At 63.8% G+C, this 19,188-nt stretch carries 13 protein-coding genes; 5 read left to right on the forward strand and 8 right to left on the reverse strand.

The features are described 5' to 3' along the window. Window positions 1-277: 277 nt before the first annotated feature. Both ABEH27_RS14795 and ABEH27_RS14800 read right to left on the reverse strand, forming a co-directional pair. Entirely contained in the window at window positions 278-1,738 is a 1,461-nt protein-coding gene (locus ABEH27_RS14795) for a HAMP domain-containing sensor histidine kinase (protein ID WP_346614301.1), read from the reverse strand. A gap of 98 nt (window positions 1,739-1,836) precedes the next feature. Beyond that, the gene (locus tag ABEH27_RS14800) at window positions 1,837-2,430 is read right to left on the reverse strand and encodes a transglycosylase SLT domain-containing protein (protein WP_346614302.1); all 594 of its coding nucleotides are present in this window, start codon (window positions 2,428-2,430) and stop codon (window positions 1,837-1,839) included. 192 nt (window positions 2,431-2,622) lie between these two features. Here ABEH27_RS14800 and gspG point away from each other — a divergent pair, with 192 nt between their 5' ends. Further along, a complete protein-coding gene (gene gspG, locus ABEH27_RS14805; RefSeq protein WP_346614303.1) occupies window positions 2,623-3,048 on the forward strand; it encodes a type II secretion system major pseudopilin GspG in 426 nt (141 codons plus the stop codon). 11 nt (window positions 3,049-3,059) lie between these two features. After that, the gene (locus tag ABEH27_RS14810; RefSeq protein ID WP_346614304.1) at window positions 3,060-4,250 is read left to right on the forward strand and encodes a type II secretion system F family protein; all 1,191 of its coding nucleotides are present in this window, start codon (window positions 3,060-3,062) and stop codon (window positions 4,248-4,250) included. A gap of 482 nt (window positions 4,251-4,732) precedes the next feature. Here the strand turns inward: ABEH27_RS14810 and ABEH27_RS14815 are convergent, their stop codons facing one another. Beyond that, window positions 4,733-5,647, reverse strand: a complete 915-nt coding sequence (locus ABEH27_RS14815) for a tyrosine-type recombinase/integrase (RefSeq protein ID WP_346614305.1) — start codon at window positions 5,645-5,647, stop codon at window positions 4,733-4,735. A gap of 161 nt (window positions 5,648-5,808) precedes the next feature. Between ABEH27_RS14815 and ABEH27_RS14820 the strand changes: the two genes are divergently transcribed. The 3 genes from ABEH27_RS14820 to ABEH27_RS14830 all read left to right on the forward strand — a co-directional run bounded on the left by ABEH27_RS14820 (window position 5,809) and on the right by ABEH27_RS14830 (window position 7,766). Then, window positions 5,809-6,456 (forward strand): DUF1345 domain-containing protein, encoded by a 648-nt coding sequence (locus tag ABEH27_RS14820; protein WP_346614306.1) that lies wholly within the window; start codon window positions 5,809-5,811, stop codon window positions 6,454-6,456. 82 nt (window positions 6,457-6,538) lie between these two features. Further along, window positions 6,539-7,213, forward strand: a complete 675-nt coding sequence (locus ABEH27_RS14825; protein ID WP_346614307.1) for an RHS repeat-associated core domain-containing protein — start codon at window positions 6,539-6,541, stop codon at window positions 7,211-7,213. 292 nt (window positions 7,214-7,505) lie between these two features. Further along, a complete protein-coding gene (locus tag ABEH27_RS14830; RefSeq protein ID WP_346614308.1) occupies window positions 7,506-7,766 on the forward strand; it encodes a DUF1652 domain-containing protein in 261 nt (86 codons plus the stop codon). Here ABEH27_RS14830 and ABEH27_RS14835 read toward each other — a convergent pair. From ABEH27_RS14835 to ABEH27_RS14855, 5 genes are all read right to left on the reverse strand, one after another. Then, a complete protein-coding gene (locus ABEH27_RS14835; protein ID WP_346614309.1) occupies window positions 7,763-9,850 on the reverse strand; it encodes an EAL domain-containing protein in 2,088 nt (695 codons plus the stop codon). The genes ABEH27_RS14830 and ABEH27_RS14835 overlap by 4 nt on opposite strands. A gap of 214 nt (window positions 9,851-10,064) precedes the next feature. After that, window positions 10,065-11,552 (reverse strand): efflux transporter outer membrane subunit, encoded by a 1,488-nt coding sequence (locus tag ABEH27_RS14840; protein ID WP_346614310.1) that lies wholly within the window; start codon window positions 11,550-11,552, stop codon window positions 10,065-10,067. Further along, window positions 11,549-14,656 (reverse strand): efflux RND transporter permease subunit, encoded by a 3,108-nt coding sequence (locus ABEH27_RS14845; protein WP_346614311.1) that lies wholly within the window; start codon window positions 14,654-14,656, stop codon window positions 11,549-11,551. Before ABEH27_RS14845 ends, ABEH27_RS14840 begins: the two co-directional genes overlap by 4 nt. After that, window positions 14,653-17,751, reverse strand: a complete 3,099-nt coding sequence (locus ABEH27_RS14850) for an MdtB/MuxB family multidrug efflux RND transporter permease subunit (protein ID WP_346614312.1) — start codon at window positions 17,749-17,751, stop codon at window positions 14,653-14,655. The genes ABEH27_RS14845 and ABEH27_RS14850 overlap by 4 nt, the downstream gene beginning before the upstream one ends. Then, window positions 17,748-19,040 (reverse strand): MdtA/MuxA family multidrug efflux RND transporter periplasmic adaptor subunit, encoded by a 1,293-nt coding sequence (locus tag ABEH27_RS14855; protein WP_346614313.1) that lies wholly within the window; start codon window positions 19,038-19,040, stop codon window positions 17,748-17,750. Before ABEH27_RS14855 ends, ABEH27_RS14850 begins: the two co-directional genes overlap by 4 nt. Window positions 19,041-19,188: the final 148 nt, after the last annotated feature.

A 19,188-nucleotide genomic window follows, 5' to 3' on the forward strand; every position in this document is an offset into this window, starting at 1 on the left:
CGCGCAAGATTGCGTTCAAGGTCGCACCCGTGGACTTTACCGTGCGTAGCAAGTTGATAGCACTTCGCCAGCCACGCCGCAGCCGCCATTTGTCGCCAATGTAGCGCTGCAAAAAACCAGCCATAGGTACCTGGAAATACAATATCTATGTATGTCAACTAGTTACAGAACTATTGGAACGTTGATTCGAGAAACATCCCCCACATTTGGGTCTTTATGCCCCATATGTGTAATAACGCTTTTAGATCAGATAGTTACAATGGTTTCCTGATAACAGCTATGAAGATAAAGCCAGTCTGAAATTCAGGGAAACGCGCGTGCCATGCCCCACGCTGCTACTCAATCTCACCGAGCCACCGAAGCGTTCCATGATGCGTCTCACCAGCACCAGCCCAACCCCCAACCCGCCTTGCTTGGTGGTGAAGAAGGGCCGGAATGCCATGCGTTGCTGGCGTTCATTCATGCCTCTGCCGGTGTCGGACAAGCGCAAGGTAACGCTGCGCCGGTCCTGCTTGACCACCTCCACCCGCAGCCGGCCACCTTGCTCCATCGACTCCAGGGCGTTGTCGATCAGGCTGTTGAAAATCTGCCGCAGCAGCACCGGCTGGCCCAGCACCTGCACGGCGGGCAACGGTTGCAGGTCGACGGTCACGCCGCCGCGAGCAAGCGCTGCGGCAAAAGTCTGCAGGCTCTCCTGCAAGGCCTGGGGCAGGTCCACCGCGACCGCTTCGTCGTTCAATGGCCGTAGCGACTGCAGCAGTTGGCGAATCCAGTGCGACATGCGGTCGACCTGGCTGATGATTTCATCGATATTGCGCTGGGCGGGCCCCTCATCGAACACCTGCGCCAGCTCGGCACTGGAGCGGATGCTGGCCAATGGGTTGCGCAGGCTGTGCGCCACGGCCGAGGACACCTCGCCCAGCGCCACATAGGTTTCGTTGCTGATCAGGCGTTTCTGCTGCACCGCCATCAGCCGTGCGGCGCGGCGCATGATGCCGTAAAGGCCGATATAGACCAGCCCGGCGCCCACGGTCATCGCCAGCCAGATACGCACCAGGCCATGCTCGATACGCACGATCAGGTCGTGGGGCTCCTTGTAGATCTCCACCATGGCCGTGACCCGCTCGCCATCGGCGTCGAACAGCGGGATGTAGTTTTCGATGAACAACTGCTCGGGCGGGGTCACGAACTTCTGCTCGGCGCGGGCCTGCTCGAAATGGTGGTAACTGGCCGAGACCCGCTGCTTGTACTCGAAAGCCCGATCGAGGTCGTCATCGCCATCGATCAGCTTGCCCATCAGCGCGGGGTTGCTCGACCAGATCACCGTGCGGTCAGGGGCGTAGATATTGGCCAGGAGCATGTCGGGCAGGTGGGCGATGTGGTCGAGAAATTCGCCTCGGGCCTTGCGCCGCGCTTCAGGGTCCACGCCCGGCAAGGCGGAATGGTCGGTGCGTGGGTCGAGCAGTTCGCCCATGGTGCGAACGTTGGGGATCGACACATGGCGCACTTCTGCATCGGCGATGGAGGTGATGAACTGGGCGGTAAGCAGCGCATCGCGCTCGACACTTTCGTTGATGATGAAACGGCTTGAGATCAACCCAAGCCCCGCAGCCACCGAAACGATGATGGCCAGGCTCACCCAGGCGTACCAGCGCAGCAGGTTGAACGGTTTGCGCGGGGTGCCGGCTTCAGCGCCGGCAGGTGCCTCTGGCATCTCGGTACGGGGAGCGATGTCCATGGTGGCTTCCACTGCTGAGCACCTGTGAAAGGGTATAGCCCAGAGTTGGGGAAACCATGGCACTGATTTCCATCATGCCGATGCAAGGTGCCCTGCAGTCACAGTGGCGAATCGGCCGCCAGCCCCTGCAACTTGCGGTACTCGCGCAGCACGTTGGGCACATAACGTCGGGTTTCGGCGAACGGCGGCACCGCACCCCGGCGCATTACCGCATCGGGGCCGGCATTGTAGGCGGCCACCGCCAGGGTGATGTCGTTGTCGAACAGCGTCAGCATGCGCTTGAGGTAGCGCGCGCCGCCCAGCACGTTGTCTTCAGGGTCCAGGGCATCTTCGACGCCCATCTCCTTCGCCGTATCGGGCATCAGCTGCATCAGCCCCACCGCCCCCGCTGCCGAGCGGGCCTTGGGGTTGTAACCGGACTCGGCTTTGATCAGCGCATGCAGCAGCGCCTGCGGCACGTTGTGCTTGCGTGCCGCGGTGGCCACCAGGGCAGCGTACGGGCGGCCGGTGATCAGTTGCGCATTGGCCGGGCCTGCCTGGGCAAGGGGTTCGCTGATCACCCGCTCATAGTGGCGCCCGGGCCGGTGGACGTTGGTCAGTACGTAGCCACCCTTGGCATCGATGGAAATGTACACGTCGGCCTGGGCGCTCGCCCCTGCCAGCCAGATCAGTCCCAGGATAATCCCACGCATGTCGGTCGCCTCCCCGCCGGTGCCCCCGATGTGGGGGAAATGCCCCGGAAAACCCGGGCTTTACGGGGATGACGCAAGCACTGTGCCGCTTGCCATGGCGCATGGCGCAAGGCCCCGAGGCAGACGTGCACGGCTGTTGCATGGAGCAGCGAAACCCTGGGCAAGCATGCCCCCATGCAGGAGGGCTTCACCATGCAGCGCACACCCAACCGCCAAACTGGCTTCACCCTGCTCGAGCTTCTGGTGGTGCTGGTGGTGCTCGGCTTGCTGGCCGGCATCGTCGCACCCAAATACTTCAGCCAGCTCGGCCGCTCGGAGGCCAAGGTGGCCCGGGCGCAGATCGAAGGCCTGGGCAAGGCCCTGGACCTGTACCGCCTGGAAGTCGGCCACTACCCCAATAGCGAACAGGGCCTGCAGGCGCTGGTGGCTGCACCCAGCGGCGAGGCGCGCTGGTCTGGCCCCTACCTGCAGAAAGCGGTGCCGCAAGACCCATGGGGCCGGGCATACATCTACCGCCAGCCTGGCGAAAACGGCGGCGAGTACGACTTGCTGTCGATGGGCAAGGACGGCCAGCCCGGCGGCGACGGTGAGAACGCCGAAATCAACAGTTGGCAATGAGGAGCACGGCCATGCGCTACAGCCTCAAGGCCCTGGGCAGACAGGGCGTGGTGCAATTGCAGATCGATGCCGAGGACGCTGAGCAGGCGCGCCGCCAGGCCGAGGGCCAAGGTTTGCGGGTGGTCAGCGTGCGCGGCCACGGCGGCGCCCTGCGCGGTATCGCCTGGCGCCGCCAGGCCATGTTCGACCTGGTGTTGTTCAGCCAGGAACTGACCACGCTGCTGCACGCCGGCCTGCCCTTGATCGATGCCCTGGAAAGCCTGGCGGAGAAAGCCCCGCCCGGGGCCGCGCGCAAGGTCCTGGCTGCGCTGGTTCGCCAGCTGTACGAGGGCCGCTCGCTGTCCCAGGCACTGGCCCAGCAGCCGCGCGTTTTCCCGCCGTTGTACGTGGCACTGGTGCAGTCCAGTGAACGCACGGGCGCCTTGGGTGACGCCCTGCACCGCTATATCGGATATCGGCAGCGGCTGGACCTGGTTCGGCAGAAGCTGGTGGGCGCCTCGGTGTACCCGATGCTGCTGCTGTTGGTCGGCGGTGGCGTGGTGCTGTTTCTGCTGGGCTATGTGGTACCGCGTTTCAGCCTGGTGTTCGAGGGCATGGGCAGTGACCTGCCGTGGCTGTCACGCATGCTGATGCAGGTCGGCATGTTCCTGCATGCCCATCAATTGCCGCTGGCACTGGCCACGGCCGGCTCCCTCGGTGCGCTGGTGCTGCTGCGTCGCAACCCGCTACTGCGGCGTTGGGTGTCACGCCAGATACGGCGCATGCCGGCCTTGCACCAACGTTTGATGATGTATGAGCTGGCGCGCTTTTACCGTTCGCTTGGCATTCTGCTGCAGGGCGGCATTCCCATCCTTACCGCCATGGGCATGGCCCGCGGGCTGCTCGGCAGCGCCGCAGCGCAAGGTCTGGCGCAGGCCAGCCAACGGGTGGGAGAAGGCCTGCCGCTGTCGGAGGCACTGGAGGCCGGCCAGTTGGTGACCCCGGTATCGCTGCGGCTGCTGCGGGCGGGGGAGCAATCGGGGAACCTGGGGGAAATGCTCGAACGCTGCGCGGATTTTCATGACCAGGAGATCGGGCGCTGGGTGGAGTGGTTCGTGAAGCTGTTCGAACCGCTGCTGATGACCTTTATCGGGTTGCTGATCGGGGTGATCGTGATTTTGATGTACATGCCGATCTTCGAGCTGGCATCGAGTATTCATTGAAGGCCTGCGCGCCCGGGAGTGTTTTTCGTTCTTGAGATAGAGCGCCGCCCGCGCGGCGCATCGCGAAGCGCTTGCCTTGGGATCTTCAGCGCCTTTGAGATCGAGCGCCGCCCGCGCGGCGCATCGCGGGCAAGCCCGCTCCTACATTTGTTGCAACGTGCCATGGCCTGTGAGGCCATAGTTGCCAGCCTTGTTAGCACGACGCGATTTTTTTGGCTGGCGCTGCCGGCGCCCCACCTGTCTTCAGCCGTGCGCCAAGGCGGACAACCATGGCCTGACTGGAACGGCGCGTTGAAACAAATGTAGGAGCGGGCTTGCCCGCGATGCGCCGCGCGGGCGGCGCTCGATCTCACAGGCGCTGAAGATCCCAAGGCAAGCGCTTCGCGCGGGCGGCGCTCGATCTCAGGGGCGCTGTAGATCCCAAGGCAAGCGCTCGATCTCGAAAGCAACAACAACGCTCCCGCCCTACACCCGCCCCCCCCTCAATAGTCGAACCGATCCACCGCCCGCCGCCGCTCATTGTCATCGCGTCGGTCATAACTGGCGGTGGTCTGGATGTTGGCATGGTGCGCCAGCTTCTGCGCAATCGACAGGTCGTGCTCCTCGATCACCCGGGTGATGAACGCGCGGCGAAAATCATGCGGCATGATTTTTACCCCCACCTGCGCGCCACGCTGGCGAGCGATGTAGTAGATCGCATGCTTGGTGATGCGGGCACGGGTGATGTGGTTGCCACGGCGAATGCGATTGAACAGGAACGGGTCGTCCGAGGCCCCTGCAGGCAGGTCCTGCCGGCGAAGGTCAAGCCAGGCCTGCAGCTTTTCGAAGGCCCACACCGGCGCATACTTGATCAACTGCCGGTTGCCCTTGCCCAATACCTGCAGGCTACGGGCTTCAAAATCCACCTGGTCCAGGTCGATGTCCACCGACTCGGACTTGCGCATACCGGTGCCGTACAGCAGCGCAATGATCGCCGCATCACGAACCCCTTGTGGGCGTGGGTCGGCTGCGCACACCTCCATCAGCTCGCGAATCAGGCTGCGGCGCAGGTTGCGCCCAGGCGGCAATCGGCTGCCGGTGGCCGGCTTGACCTCCCGGATGCGCAGCAGCTGCTCATGGTCGATCAGGCCCTGACGCCAGGCTTCATTCATCACTCCGCGGATGGCGTTGACGTACAGCGATGAGCTGTTGGGCGCGTAGCCATCGGTGCGCAGTGCCGCCACCAGGCCGATCACGTGGCCCGGCTCCAGCCGGTGCCACGGCACATCGAGCAGATTGCAGTCAACGAAACCCAGCCGGTCGGCAGCGTCTTGCAGGATGTAGCGCATGGTCTGCTGGCTGGAGGGTGCCAGCCGGGCAAGGTATTGCAGCAGCGGATTTTGCGAAAGGTCGGACAAAACGTGGATCCTGTAGCGGTGCCTGGCGCGGCAGGCACCCCGCCAGGCGTAAAGCGGCCAGTGTGATTTCCTTGAAATTCAGGGGCTTCGACACGGGCATGAGCTGAAATGTTATCCCATAGGCTATCGTGGTAGCCATGACTCCCTGTCGATGAGGCCCCATGGCTCTGCACCGCCTTACCCGTAGCCACCCCCGCCTGAGCATCGCTGCGCTGGCAGGTTTGGCCAGCGCCTGGTTCATTTCAGGCGCAGACACCATCCAACGCGTTCTCGCCGGCTGGAACATCGGTGTCTGGTTATACCTGCTGCTGGTGCTCTGGCTAACCTGCCGGGCAACGCCCGAGAAAGTTCGCACAGTCGCTCGGGTCGAGGACGAAAACGCGGGCCTGGTGCTGTTCACCGTGTGCACCGCCGCCATTGCCAGCCTGGCCGCAGTGACCCTGCAGCTGGCTTCAAGCCGCGGCCTGCAAGGCACCGACCAGGCCCTGCACTACCTCTACACCGGCTTGACCATCGCAGGCTCGTGGCTGCTGATAGGTTGTATCTTCAGCCTGCATTACGCCCGGCTGTTCTATACCGGCGAGGGTGACGAACCGGCGCTGCGCTTCGCCGACGGGGAACGCAACCCGGATTATTGGGACTTTCACTACTTCTCGTTCACCCTCAGCGTCGCCGTGCAAACCTCCGACGTCGGCGTCAGCGGGCGCGGCATGCGCAAGGTGGTGCTGGCGCATTCACTGGTGGGCTTCGTGTTCAACACGGCGATTCTGGGTTTCACCATCAATATTGCGGCGGGACTACTCGGCTAATCAACCTGACAGTTTTACCAGTAGCCGTGCGCCCAACAAATAGAAACAATCCGTTACCCGCTGACTGTTCAAGAATCGAACCATGCCTACTCTCACCACGCCACCATCGCCTGATCGCTTTTGCTTGCAAACAAGGCCTCGAACCAATGCCAGGAGGGTGCAGCTTTATCAACTGGACATCGCTCAGTCGGTCATAGGCACAGCTATAACACCGGCAACTTATCACTATCCTCCCTATGGGGGAGTGAACGTCTATCCTGAGATGCTCATGATCTCTTTTGTAGGCCAGCGATTTGATGGAGTCTCTGGCGGCTATCCACTAGGCAATGGCCTGCGGCTCTATAAGCCGGAACTGTTGCGGTTCACCCGCCCGGATGGGTTGTCCCCCTTTGGAAAAGGCGGACCGAACTCATATGCCTACTGCGAGGGCGACCCCCTCAACCGACACGATCCGAGCGGGCAGTTTTGGGTTGCTGTGCTTCGCGCCGCCGCCCGAGTGACTAGCGCTATAACTCGCCACCTCCTCGGGTTTGACGCAACTACCTTACGTACCGTTGGTCATGTTTTGAGCGCAACGGTGTCCGATGCACGTCGTCAGTTAACGCCGGCTTACGAAGCTGTTCGGGTTGTACTTGCCGCTGCACCAAGAGTTCCCTCCCCCCGGTCGATGCGAATACAGGCCTACCTCGCTCACAATCGCAGGCTGCTCCAACCCGCCCCGCAGGAGGGAGCGATTGTCTTGCGCAGGATGCCTTAGCTTTAACGGCCAGATACACCCAGCGAACCGCTGGTCCGAAAATAATTTGCGGGATTGGATTAAAAACTGCAGAGTCCTCCCGCGTTTTGGTTGCCTGAAGGCAGGGAAAACGTTTGCCTGGCAATTTGCCGCCAAACGGTGTGCAGGACGCCTTTGTGACCGGGGTCATGCATTAGTACATTTGTCTTGTTAGGCGCAGAACTGTCACGGAACCGGTGCTATCTTTAGCTTCCCGGCGGCTGTCTTCGCGGCCCCTCGATCACCGCGTCCAGGTACGGACAAGGAGGCTGGCATGAACAAGATGACGTTCCCCAACGCCTGCCAGGTGATGCGTTGGCACTTCCATCCGCTAGGCTTCGAAGCCAGCATGGATGCGCCACGCAGCATGATCGCCCGCCTGTTCGACCGCGCCACCGGCGAAACCCTGCTGGCCATTGCCGGCATCCCCTGCACCGCGATCATGGCGGCGGCGGATGTCGAACGCATCATCGAGGCCGTGGAGGCGGAGATGGAGGTGTTCGGGTCGGCCGTTGCGCTGCGTAATGCGGTCTAGGCGACCGCTTCCGGGCTCTGCTGCAGCGCCTGCCACTTGTCCATGAACTGCTCCGCCGGCACGGGTTGGCCCAGCAGATAACCTTGCAACGAATCACACCCCAGGCGGGTCAGGAAGTCCTGTTGCCCGTCCGTTTCCACGCCTTCGGCGACGATACGCAGCCCCAGCGCCTGGCCCAGGGCGACGATGGCCGAGACGATGGCGGCGTCATCGCTGTCCTGCTCCAGGTCGCGGACGAAGCCGCGGTCGATCTTCAGCTCGTTGGCCGGCAAGCGCTTGAGATACATCAGGCTCGAATAACCAGTACCGAAGTCGTCGATGGACAGGTCAACGCCCATGTCGGACAGGCGTTGCAGCACCGTCAGGCTGGCATCGGCATCGTGCATCGCGGTGGTTTCGGTGATTTCCAGTGTCAGGCAGTTGGCCGGCAGGTCGTTGTCGCGCAAGGCGCGGGCGACGCTGTCGACCAGGCCGGTATGGCAGAACTGGATGGCTGAAAGGTTGACCGCCATGCGCCAACCCTTGCGCCCCTGATCAAGCCACTGGCGCATCTGCCGGCAGGCTTCGTCCAGCACCCACTCGCCAATCGGGATGATCAGCCCGGTTTTCTCCGCCAGGCCGATGAAGCGGTCCGGCAGCAGCAGGCCATGCTGCGGGTGCTGCCAGCGCAGCAGAGCTTCGGCCCCGATTGGCTGGCAGGCCAGAGCGTCGAACTTGGGTTGGTAATGCAGGCGGAACTGGCGCTGCTCCAAGGCCAGGCGCAGGTCCTGTAGCAGTTGCAACTGCTGGCGCGCGTTGCTGTTCATCGACACGTCGAAGAAGCTGTAGCCATTCTTGCCCGCGCTCTTGGCGTGGTACATGGCCGCGTCGGCATTGCGCAGCAGTTCAAGCTGGTCCTGGCCGTTGCCCGGGTACAGCACAATGCCCAGGCTTGCGGTCAGCTGCAGCTCATGTTCGGCCACGTGGAACGCGCGTGACACCAGGTTGACCTGCTTGACCGCTACATCCATGGCATCTTCCGGCTCCTGCAACTCCACCAGGAGCACGAACTCGTCACCGCCGATGCGGGCCAAGGTGTCCTGGCTGTGCAGGTGGCCGCGCAAGCGCGCAGCGACCGCCTTGAGCAGCAGGTCGCCAATGTGATGGCCGAAGGCATCATTGACCGGTTTGAAGCCATCCAGGTCAATGAACATCAATGCGAAACAGCCACCCTGCTCTGCCACCTTGCCAATCGCCTGCTCGATCCGGTCGGACAGCAGTGTGCGGTTTGGCAGGCCGGTCAGGGTGTCATGCAGCGCCAGTTGGGTCAGTTCCTGGTTGGCGAGCGTCAGCGAACGGGCAAGCTCTGCGGTGCGCGCTTCAAGGCGCGCGTCCAGCACCGAGGTCAGCAAGGCCACCGCCAGCACCGCCAGGGTAGTGATCAGCACCAGGTACACCAAGCTGTCCCCCTGCAGGCCGCCCGCCAGGGCACCGCAGAAACTGCCCGCGGGGAAATTCGCCGCCGCCATGCCGGTGTAGTGCATGCCGACGATGGCAACGCCCATCAGCACCGCAGCCAGGCCACGGATCTGCCGCACATAGGGGGTATGCTTGCGCAGGCGAAAGGCAATCCACAACGCCGCCGCCGATGCCCCTACCGCTATTGCCAGCGAGGCGCCGAACAGCGTGGGGTCGTAGTCGATGCCCGGCAGCATGCGCAGGGCCGCCATGCCGGTGTAGTGCATGCAACTGATGCCTGCGCCCATGATCAACGCGCCAAACCCCAACTGCAGCCCGGGCAGGCTGGGCTGGCTCACCAGCCAAAGGGCGAAGCCGGACGACAGCACGGCGATCAGTAACGAGAATGCCGTGAGCCCAATGTCGTAGCCCAGGTTGATCGGCAGGCTGAAGGCAAGCATGCCGATGAAGTGCATCGACCACACGCCAATGCCCATGGCCAGCGCGCCCCCGCCCATCCACAGGTAGACGCCGCGCCCCTTGGCGGTGGCGATGCGACCGGTCAGGTCAAGGGCGGTGTAGGACGCCAGGATGGCCACGCACAGCGAAATCAACACCAGCGAAGAGGAGTAGCTACCGGTCAGCATTGGGAGTTCCAGCAACGGGTCAGGGGGTGCCCGGAAAAACTGACGATTGTACTCAAGCTTTGCCGAAACGCACGGGCTTTTTGCGAATGGGAACGGATCCAATAACGCGGCGAAACCAGCGCGAAGCCTGACCTAGACGCGTTATGGGTTAGAATGAAGGCATATTGCCACTGGTCGGTTTGCTGTCAGCCCATAGCCCGTCACTTTCCCCCGATCAATCCTGCTCGGCAAACGCCTGATCGGCATCCCAACCGCCACCCAGCGCGGCAATCAACTGCACACTGGCCACCAACCGCCCCTGAAGCAGGTTAAGCGCGCTGCGTTCGTTGCTCAGCGCGGTGGTCTGCACGTTCACCACATCCAGGTAACCGATCAACCCGGCGCGGTACTGGTTCTCGGTCAGGCGCAACGATTCGCGCGCGGCATCCAGCGCTTCCTGGCGCACCACCGCCTCATCGGCATACACCTTCAGTTGAACCAGGTAGTTCTCGACCTCCTTGAAGCCATCGAGCACGGTCTGGCGGTACTGCGCCACGGTCTGGTCGTACACCGCGACGGTACGGTCCACTTCGGCGCTGCGTTTGCCGGCATCGAACAACGTCAGCGCCAGTTGCGGGCCCACCGACCAGTAGCGGTTGGGCAACTGAATCCAGTTGTTGAAGGTGCTGCTGGAGTAGCCGCCGCTCATGCTCAGGCTCAAATCCGGGAAATACGCCGCACGGGCCACACCGATGTTGGCGTTGGCCGCCATCACGTTACGCTCGGCCGAAGCGATGTCCGGCCGGCGTTCGAGCAGTTGCGACGGCAAGCTGACCGGAATCTGCGGCAAGGCCGGGATGCGCTTGCTGTCGGCCAGGGCGAACTCAGCCGGCGCCTTGCCGAGCAACACGGCGATGGCGTTTTCGAACTGGGCGCGCTGCCAGATCAGGTCGATCAGGTCGGCCTGGGTGCTCTTGAGCTGGGTGCGGGCCTGAGCCACCGCGTCAGGGCCGGAAACCCCGGCGCGGTACTGGTTCTCGGTCATCCGCAACGACCGTTCATAGGTGGCGACGGTGGCTTCGAGCAGGCGCTTCTGCTCATCGATCACGCGCAACTGCAGGTAGTTCTGGACCAGCTCCGACTGCTGGCTGAGGCGGATCGCGGCGAGGTCGGCGAAGCTGGCTTCGGCGCTGGCCTCGTTGGCGTTCATGGTTTCGCGCAACTTGCCCCACAGGTCGATTTCCCAGCTCACGCCAAGTTGCGCGTTGTAGGTGTTGCGGATGCCGCTGCTGTTGTTGGACAGGCTGGAGCTGGAGCTGCCGGTGCCTTGCGCCGAACGGTTCTTGCTGGCGCTCAGGTCCAGGCTGGGGAACAGCGATGCACGGCTGCTGCGTACCAGTGCCTGAGCCTGACGGTATTGAGCTTCCGATTGCGCCACGGTCTGGTTGCTGCGGTTGAGCTCCTCGACCAGCGCATTGAGCCCGGCATCGCCGTAAACCTCCCACCAGGCGCCACGGGCAATGGCATCGGACGGGTTGGCCTGGGTCCAGCCTTCGGCCTGCTTGAACTGCGCCGGCGTGCTCAGCTCGGGGCGCTGGTAGTCCGGGCTCAGGGTACAGGCGCTGAGCAGCGCCACGCAGAGCCCGGCGCCGACCAGGCGCGAGCCACGCCCGCGGGTCAGCAACTTCAGGGCGTGGTGGAGTGGAGTCTGGGCAAAGTTCATAGCGGAGTTTCCAGAGCGGCGTCGGTGCGCACGCCACGCCAATGGTTGAATCGGTGACGCAGGCGGTCGAGGTACAAGTACACCACCGGCGTCGTATAAAGGGTCAGCACCTGGCTGAACACCAGGCCGCCAATGATCGTCAGGCCCAGCGGCTGGCGCATTTCTGCGCCCTCGGCCCGGCTCAGCAGCAACGGCAAGGCGCCGAGCATGGCCGCCAGCGTGGTCATCAGGATGGGCCGCAGGCGCAGCAGGCAGGCACGGCGGATGGATTCTTCCGGTGTCATGCCCTGGTGGCGTTCCAGCTGCAACGCCAGGTCGATCATCAGGATGGCGTTCTTCTTCACCACCCCGATCAGCAGGAACAGGCCCAGCAGCGAAATCAGGCTGAACTCCCCGCCCGTGACGTACAGCGCGAGCAAGGCACCGACCCCGGCCGAGGGCAAGGTCGACAGAATGGTCAGCGGGTGGATGTAGCTTTCGTACAGAATGCCCAGCACCAGGTACACCAGCACCAGCGCGCCGAGGATCATGAACGGTTGGCCTTGCTGCGTCTTGGCAAAGGCATCGGCAGTGCCACCGAGTTTGGCGATCACTTCTTCGGGCAGCCCGAGCTTGGCCACCGCCCGCTCCACGGCCGCCATGGCCTGGTCCGGGCTGTAGCCCTCGGCGACATCGAAGGCGATGTCTTCGGAGGCGAACTGCCCTTCGTGGCTGACCCGGTCGTTGGCCAGGCTGTTCTCGTAGTGGGCGATGGTCGACAGCGGCACCCGTGCACCGTCGCTGGTGATCACCTGCACCTGCTCCAGCGTGCTGGGGTCCCAGGCGTATTTCGGGTTGATCTCCAGCACCACCTGGTACTGGTTGAGGCTGTCGTAGATGGTCGAGATCTGCCGCTGGCTATAGGCGTTGTTCAGCACCGTGGTGACCATGCTCATGTCGATGCCCAGGCGTTTGGCCTGGTCACGGTCGACCACCAGGGTTACCTGCTGGGTGCCGGAGCCGTCGCGGGCGTCGATGGCGGTCAGCTCGGGCAGCGCACGCATGGCGGCGACCACCTTGGGGAACCACTGACGCAGGGCAGCCAGGTCGCCGCTCTGCAGGGTATACAGGTACTGCGACGAGGTCTGGTCGCGGCCACCGCCACCCAGCTGCAAGTCCTGGTCGGCCATCAGGAACAGGCGCCCGCCAGGCACCTTGGGCATCTCTTTGCGCAAGCGCTCGATGACCTTCTGCGCGTCGATCTTGCGCTCGCTGATCGGCTTCAGGCGCACCAGCACCATGGCATTGTTGGTGCCGCTGTTGCCACCGATGAACCCTGCAACGCTCTGCACGGCCGGGTCGGCCAGCAGGGCGCGACGGTAGGTCTCCATCTTCGGCTGCATCACGCTGAACGACAGGCCGTCGTCACCGCGGATGAAGCCCATCAGCTGGCCGGTGTCCTGTTGCGGGATGAGCGTTTTCGGCACCACCACGTACAGCGCGATGTTGATACCGATGGTCGCCAGCAGGCTGATCAGGGTCAGCCGCCTGTGGCGCAAGGCCCAGCCCAGGCTGCGGTCGTAGCCATCGACCATGCGCTTGTGCACGTTGTCGCTCCAGCGCTGCAGGCGCGTCTGCTCGGCGCGGTGCGGCTTCAGCCAGCGGGCGCAGAGCATTGGCGTCAAGGTCAGCGACACCACCAGCGAGACGATGATCGCCGCCGCCAGGGTGATCGAGAACTCCTGGAACAAGTTACGCACGATGCCGCCCATGAACAGGATCGAGACGAACACTGCCACCAGCGAGACGTTCATCGACAGCAAGGTGAAGCCGACCTCCTTGGCCCCGAGAAACGCCGCGCGCATGGGCGGCTGGCCGTCCTCGATGTGCCGCGAAATGTTCTCCAGCACCACGATGGCATCGTCCACCACCAGGCCGGTGGCAAGGATCAGCGCCATCAGCGACAGGTTGTTCAGCGAGAAACCGCACAGGTACATCACCGCGAAGGTGCCCACCAGTGACACCGGCACCGCCAGGGTGGGGATCAGGGAGGCGCGCAAGCTGCCAAGGAACAGGTACACCACCAGGACCACCAGCACCACGGCGATCAACAGCGTGTGCTCGGCCTCCTTGAGGGTGGCCTTGATCACCGGTGAGCGGTCCATGGCCACATTCAGCTGGACGCTGGCCGGCAGCAGCGACTGCAATGCCGGCAACTGTGCGTGGATCTGGTCGACCGTCTCGATGATGTTGGCGCCGGTCTGGCGGTTGACCACCAGCAGCACCGCGCTCTGGTCATTGAAGAAGCCACTGTTGTAGCGGTTCTCGACACCATCGGTGATGGTCGCCACGTCGGACAGGCGCAGGATTGTGCCGTTCTCCTGGCGGATCACGATCGGTTCGTAGTCCTTGGCTTTTTCCAGCTGGTCGTTGGCCCGCACCTGCCAGTTGCGCTCGCTGTCTTCGACAAAGCCCATCGGCCGGCGCTGGTTGGCGTTGTCCACGGCGGTACGCACTTCGTCCAGCGAAAGGCTGTACTGGTTGAGCAGTTGCGGCTCGACGGCAATGCGCACCGCTGGCAGCGAGCTGCCACCGATCTGCACTTCCCCTACCCCACTGACCTGGGCCAGGCTCTGCGACAGGATGGTGTCGGCCAGGTCGTACAGCTGGCCCTTCTGCAGCACATCCGAAGTCAGCGACAGCACCATGATCGGTGCCTGCGCCGGGTTGATCTTCTTGTAGGTGGGCATGCTGCGCATGCCGCTGGGCAGCAGGTTGCGGGTGGCATTGATGGCCGCCTGCACCTCGCGCGCGGCGCCGTCGATATCCCGACCTTGCTCGAAACCAATGACGACCCGCGTCGAGCCCTGGTTGGAGCTGCTGGTCAGGGTGGTGACACCGGCGATGCTGCCAAGCTTGCGCTCCAGCGGCGTGGCCACCGTGGACGCCATCACCTCGGGGCTGGCGCCGGACAAGTTGGCCTGCACCACGATCACCGGGAAGTCCATCTGCGGCAAGGGCGCCACCGGCAGCAAGCCGAAGCTGACGCCACCGAGCAGCATGATCGCCAGGCTCAGCAGCATGGTCGCCACGGGCCGGCGAATGAATGGGCCGGACAGGTTCATGCCTCGGCCTGCCTGGCGTCAGTGGCCGGGCGCCAGCGGCGTGCCAGGCGATCGAAGTACAGGTAGATGACCGGCGTGGTGAACAGGGTCAGTACCTGGCTCACTAGCAGGCCGCCGACCATGACCAGGCCCAACGGTTGGCGCAGCTCTGCGCCGGAGCCGGTGGCCAGCATCAGCGGTATGGCGCCGAACAGCGCTGCCAGGGTGGTCATCAGGATTGGCCGGAAGCGCAGCAGCGCCGCCTGGTAGATCGCGTCGTGCGGGGTCATGCCCTGGTGGCGCTCGGCCTCGAGGGCGAAGTCGATCATCATGATCGCGTTCTTCTTGACGATGCCGATCAGCAGGATGATGCCGATGATCGCGATCATGCCCAGGTCGTTGCCGCTGATGAGCAGCGCCAGCAAGGCGCCGACAGCCGCCGACGGCAGGGTCGAGAGGATGGTGACCGGGTGGATGTAACTTTCGTACAGTACCCCAAGCACGATGTACATGGTCACCACGGCGGCGAGAATCAGCAGCAAGGTGCTCGACAGCGACGCCTGGAACGCCTCGGCGGCGCCCTGGAATTTGGTCTGCACGCCGATCGGCATGCCGATCTCCTGCTGCACCTGCTCGATCACCTTGACAGCCTCGCCCAGGGACGCACCGTGGGCCAGGTTGAACGACATCATCACCGCCGGGAACTGGCCGATGTGCGAAATGGCCAGCTGGGCCTGGCGCTGTTCGATGCGCGCCAGGGCCGACAGGCGTACCTGGCCACCGTCGCTGGCCTTGACGTGGATCGACTCCAGCGCCTGCGGGCCGATGCTGGCGGCATCACGCGACTGCAGTACCACGCGGTACTGGCTGGCCTGGGTGTAGATGGTCGAAATCTGCCGCTGGCCGAAGGCGTCGTACAGGGCGTTGGTGATCTGCGAAACGTTGATCCCCAGGCGGCTGGCCATGTCGCGGTCGATCACCAGGTACACCTGCAGGCCCTTGTCCTGCAGGTCGCTGGCCACGTCCTGCAGTTCTGGCCGTTGTTGCAGGGCGCTGACCAGCTTGCCGCTCCACTGCGCGAGCAGGTCGGCGTCAGGTGAAGACAGGCTGAACTGATACTGGGTGCGGCTGACCCGGTCCTCGATGCTCAGGTCCTGCACCGGTTGCATGAACAGGCGGATACCCACCAGCTTGTCGAGCTGCGGTTGCAGCCGGCTGATCACTTCACCGGCGGTCACGTCGCGCTCGCCGTGGGGTTTGAGGTTGATCAGCAGACGGCCGCTGTTGAGTGTGGCGTTGTCACCGTCCACGCCGATGTAGGACGACAGGCTCTGCACCGCCGGGTCTTGCAGGATCACCTTGCTCAAGGCCTGCTGGCGTTCGCTCATGGCGGCGAACGAGGTGGATTGCGGCGCTTCGGAAATGCCCTGGATCACGCCGGTGTCCTGCACCGGGAAGAAGCCCTTGGGCACCGCCATGTACAGCACAACAGTCAGGCCGAGGCTGGCCACGGCCACCAGCAAGGTCAACGGCTGGTGGCGCAGCACCCACTGCAGGCCGCGCCCGTAGTGTTCGATCAGCCAGTCGATCCAGGCGCCACTGGCACGGTAGAAGCGGCCCTGTTCTTCCTCCTTTGGTTCACGCTTGAGCAGCCGCGCGCACATCATCGGCGTCAGGGTCAGCGAAACCACCAGGGAAATCAGGATCGCCACGGCCAGGGTAATGGCGAACTCGCGGAACAGGCGGCCGACCACATCGGCCATGAACAGCAGCGGGATCAGTACGGCAATCAGCGAGAACGTCAGCGAGATCAGGGTGAAGCCGATCTGCCGGGCGCCCTTGAGCGCGGCCTGCATCGGGGTTTCACCTTCTTCGATGTGCCGCGAAATGTTCTCCAGCATGACGATGGCGTCATCGACCACGAAACCGGTCGCGATGGTCAGGGCCATCAGCGTCAGGTTGTTGATCGAAAAGCCCGCCAGGTACATCACGCCGAAGGTGCCGATCAGCGACAGCGGCACGGCAATCGACGGGATGATGGTGGCACTGAAGCGGCGCAGGAAGACGAAGGTGACCATCACCACCAGGACGATGGCGATCAGCAGCTCGTGCTGCACGTCCTTGACGGCGGCGCGGATGGTCTGGGTACGGTCGGTCAGCACCGACACGTCGAGGCCAGCCGGCAGGTTGTCGGTAATCGATGGCAGCAGTTGCTTGATGCTGTCGACCACTTCGATGACGTTGGCGCCCGGCTGGCGCTGGATGTTCAGCAACACCGCCTGGTTCTGGTTGGCCCAGGCCGCCAGGCGTTCGTTCTCGGCGCCGTCGACGATTTCGGCAACGTCCTTCAGGCGCAGTGGCGCACCGTTGTTGTAAGCCAGGATCAGGTTGGCGTACTCGGCCGGGGAGCGCAGCTGGTCGTTGGCGTCGAGCATCGACACCCGGGTCGGGCCGTCGAAGTTGCCCTTGGGCTGGTTGACGTTGGACGCACCGATCAGGGTGCGCACGTCTTCCAGGTTGAGGCCGTTGGCGGCCAGGGCATCGACGTTGACCTTGATGCGCACGGCCTGGCGCTGGCCGCCGGCAATGCTCACCATGCCCACCCCGCTGATCTGCGCAAGCTTCTGCGCCACGCGGGTGTCGACCAGGTCATTGAGCTTGGGCAGCGGCATGGTCTTGCTGGAAATCGCCAGGGTCAGTACCGGGGTATCGGCCGGGTTGACCTTGTTGTACACCGGTGGCGCCGGCAGGTCGCTGGGCAGCAGGTTGCTGGCGGCGTTGATCGCCGCCTGCACCTGCTGCTCGGCAACGTCCATGTTCATGTCCAGGCTGAAGCGCAAGGTCAGCACCGAGGCACCGCCCGAGCTGGTCGAGGCCATCTGGGTCAACCCCGGCATCTGCCCGAACTGGCGCTCCAGCGGCGCGGTCACGGCGCTGGTCATTACCTGTGGGCTCGCGCCTGGGTACAGGGTCATGACCCGGATGGTCGGGTAATCGACCTGGGGCAAGGCCGACACCGGCAGCAACTTGTAGGCGATCAGGCCGGCCAGGACGATGGCCAGCATGCTCAGCGTGGTGGCGACCGGGCGGAGGATGAACAGGCGCGACAGGTTCATGCGCCCGCCTTGCCTGCCGCTTCACCGGCCTGCGCCGAACCTTTCGAGTCCTGGCCTTGCAGGTGCTGGCCTGGGGTGGTCGGCACCTGCGAGCTGTCTTCGACTACTTCCACCTTGGTGCCTTCGCGCAGGCGGTCGGTGCCTTCGAGCACCAGCCTGTCACCCGCCTTCAGGCCTTCGAGGATCACACTGTTCTCACCGTCGGTGGCGCCCACCTTGAGCTTGCGCACATTGACCGTGTTCTCGGCATTGACCACATAAGCAAAGGTGCCGTCGTTACCGAACTGGATCGCCGCCGCCGGGGCCATGACCACTTGCTTGAGGGTATCGGCCAGCAGGCGCACGTTGACGAACTGATTGGGAAACAGGGCCAGGTCCTTGTTCTCGAAACGGCCCTTGAACTTCAGGGTGCCGGTGGTGGTGTCGATCTGGTTGTCGATGCTGCCCAGCACGCCGGTGGACTGCAGTTTGCTGTCACTGCGGTCCCAGGCCTCGACCGGCAGGCTGGCGCCGCTGCGGTAGCGCTCGAGCACGGTGCTCAGCTCGGTTTCCGGCAGGGTGAAGGCGACGTTGATCGGCTCGGTCTGGGTAATGACCACCAGCGCTGTGGTGTCGTTGGCCGCCACCAGGTTGCCCAGGTCCAGCTGGCGCAGGCCCACGCGGCCATTGATCGGTGCGCGGATCTGGGTGAAGTCGAGGTTCAGGCGGGCATCGTTGACCTGGGCCTGGTTGGTTTTCACCAGCCCCTGGAACTGCGCGACCTGGGCTTCGGAAGTATCGAGCGTCTGCTTGGCGATGCTGTCTTCGGCGTACAGGCCTTTATAGCGGGCCAGGTCGACCTGGGCGTTTTTCAGCTGTGCCTGGTTCTGCGCCAGCGTGCCTTCGGCCTGCTGCAGCGCGATGCGGTAGGAGCGCGGGTCGATTTCGGCGAGCAGGTCGCCGGCCTTGACCTGCTGGCCTTCCTTGAAGTGGATTTTCACCAGCTCGCCGGCCACCCGGCTGCGCACGTTGACCGTGTTGGTCGCGGTGACCGTGCCCAAGGCCTTGTAGTAGAGCGGGAAGTCGCCCACCCGTACCGGCTCGACCCGCACCGGCACTGCCTCGGTGGAGCCACCGAAGCCTGGGCGGCCGCCCATCATGCCCATGCCTTTGCCCGGCCGTCCCCCGCCGCCCTCCTTGTGGGCAGGCGTTGCGGCGGGCCACAGCCACCAGGCCAGCAAGGCCGCCAGCAGCAGGATCAGCAGGCCGACGAGCCAGCGACGGGAGGATCGGGAGACAGAAGCTTGCATGGGTTGAACGAACCTTGTTCGGAATGGCGACTTGGGAGGGTGAACGATAAGCACTGGCATCGTTTTAGCAAAGGCCCTTTACCAGAGGTTTACCTTTGCCTGACGTTGCCAAAAGGTTGAACTTTAAATGAAAACGGCCCGGAAAGCG

It is taken from the genome of Pseudomonas sp. P39-UII1, from assembly GCF_039672635.1.
GTDB lineage: Bacteria > Pseudomonadota > Gammaproteobacteria > Pseudomonadales > Pseudomonadaceae > Aquipseudomonas.

Excerpts from the sequence above, each read along its gene's own strand:
- ABEH27_RS14840 (WP_346614310.1), bottom strand. The coding sequence starts at position 11,552 with ATGAACTTTGCCCAGACTCCACTCCACCACGCCCTGAAGTTGCTGACC.
- ABEH27_RS14830 (WP_346614308.1), top strand. The coding sequence starts at position 7,506 with ATGAACAAGATGACGTTCCCCAACGCCTGCCAGGTGATGCGTTGGCAC.
- ABEH27_RS14820 (WP_346614306.1), top strand. The coding sequence starts at position 5,809 with ATGGCTCTGCACCGCCTTACCCGTAGCCACCCCCGCCTGAGCATCGCT.
- ABEH27_RS14800 (WP_346614302.1), bottom strand. The coding sequence starts at position 2,430 with ATGCGTGGGATTATCCTGGGACTGATCTGGCTGGCAGGGGCGAGCGCC.
- ABEH27_RS14825 (WP_346614307.1), top strand. The coding sequence starts at position 6,539 with ATGCCTACTCTCACCACGCCACCATCGCCTGATCGCTTTTGCTTGCAA.
- ABEH27_RS14850 (WP_346614312.1), bottom strand. The coding sequence starts at position 17,751 with ATGAACCTGTCGCGCCTGTTCATCCTCCGCCCGGTCGCCACCACGCTG.
- gspG (WP_346614303.1), top strand. The coding sequence starts at position 2,623 with ATGCAGCGCACACCCAACCGCCAAACTGGCTTCACCCTGCTCGAGCTT.
- ABEH27_RS14855 (WP_346614313.1), bottom strand. The coding sequence starts at position 19,040 with ATGCAAGCTTCTGTCTCCCGATCCTCCCGTCGCTGGCTCGTCGGCCTG.
- ABEH27_RS14810 (WP_346614304.1), top strand. The coding sequence starts at position 3,060 with ATGCGCTACAGCCTCAAGGCCCTGGGCAGACAGGGCGTGGTGCAATTG.
- ABEH27_RS14845 (WP_346614311.1), bottom strand. The coding sequence starts at position 14,656 with ATGAACCTGTCCGGCCCATTCATTCGCCGGCCCGTGGCGACCATGCTG.
- ABEH27_RS14795 (WP_346614301.1), bottom strand. The coding sequence starts at position 1,738 with ATGGACATCGCTCCCCGTACCGAGATGCCAGAGGCACCTGCCGGCGCT.
- ABEH27_RS14835 (WP_346614309.1), bottom strand. The coding sequence starts at position 9,850 with ATGCTGACCGGTAGCTACTCCTCTTCGCTGGTGTTGATTTCGCTGTGC.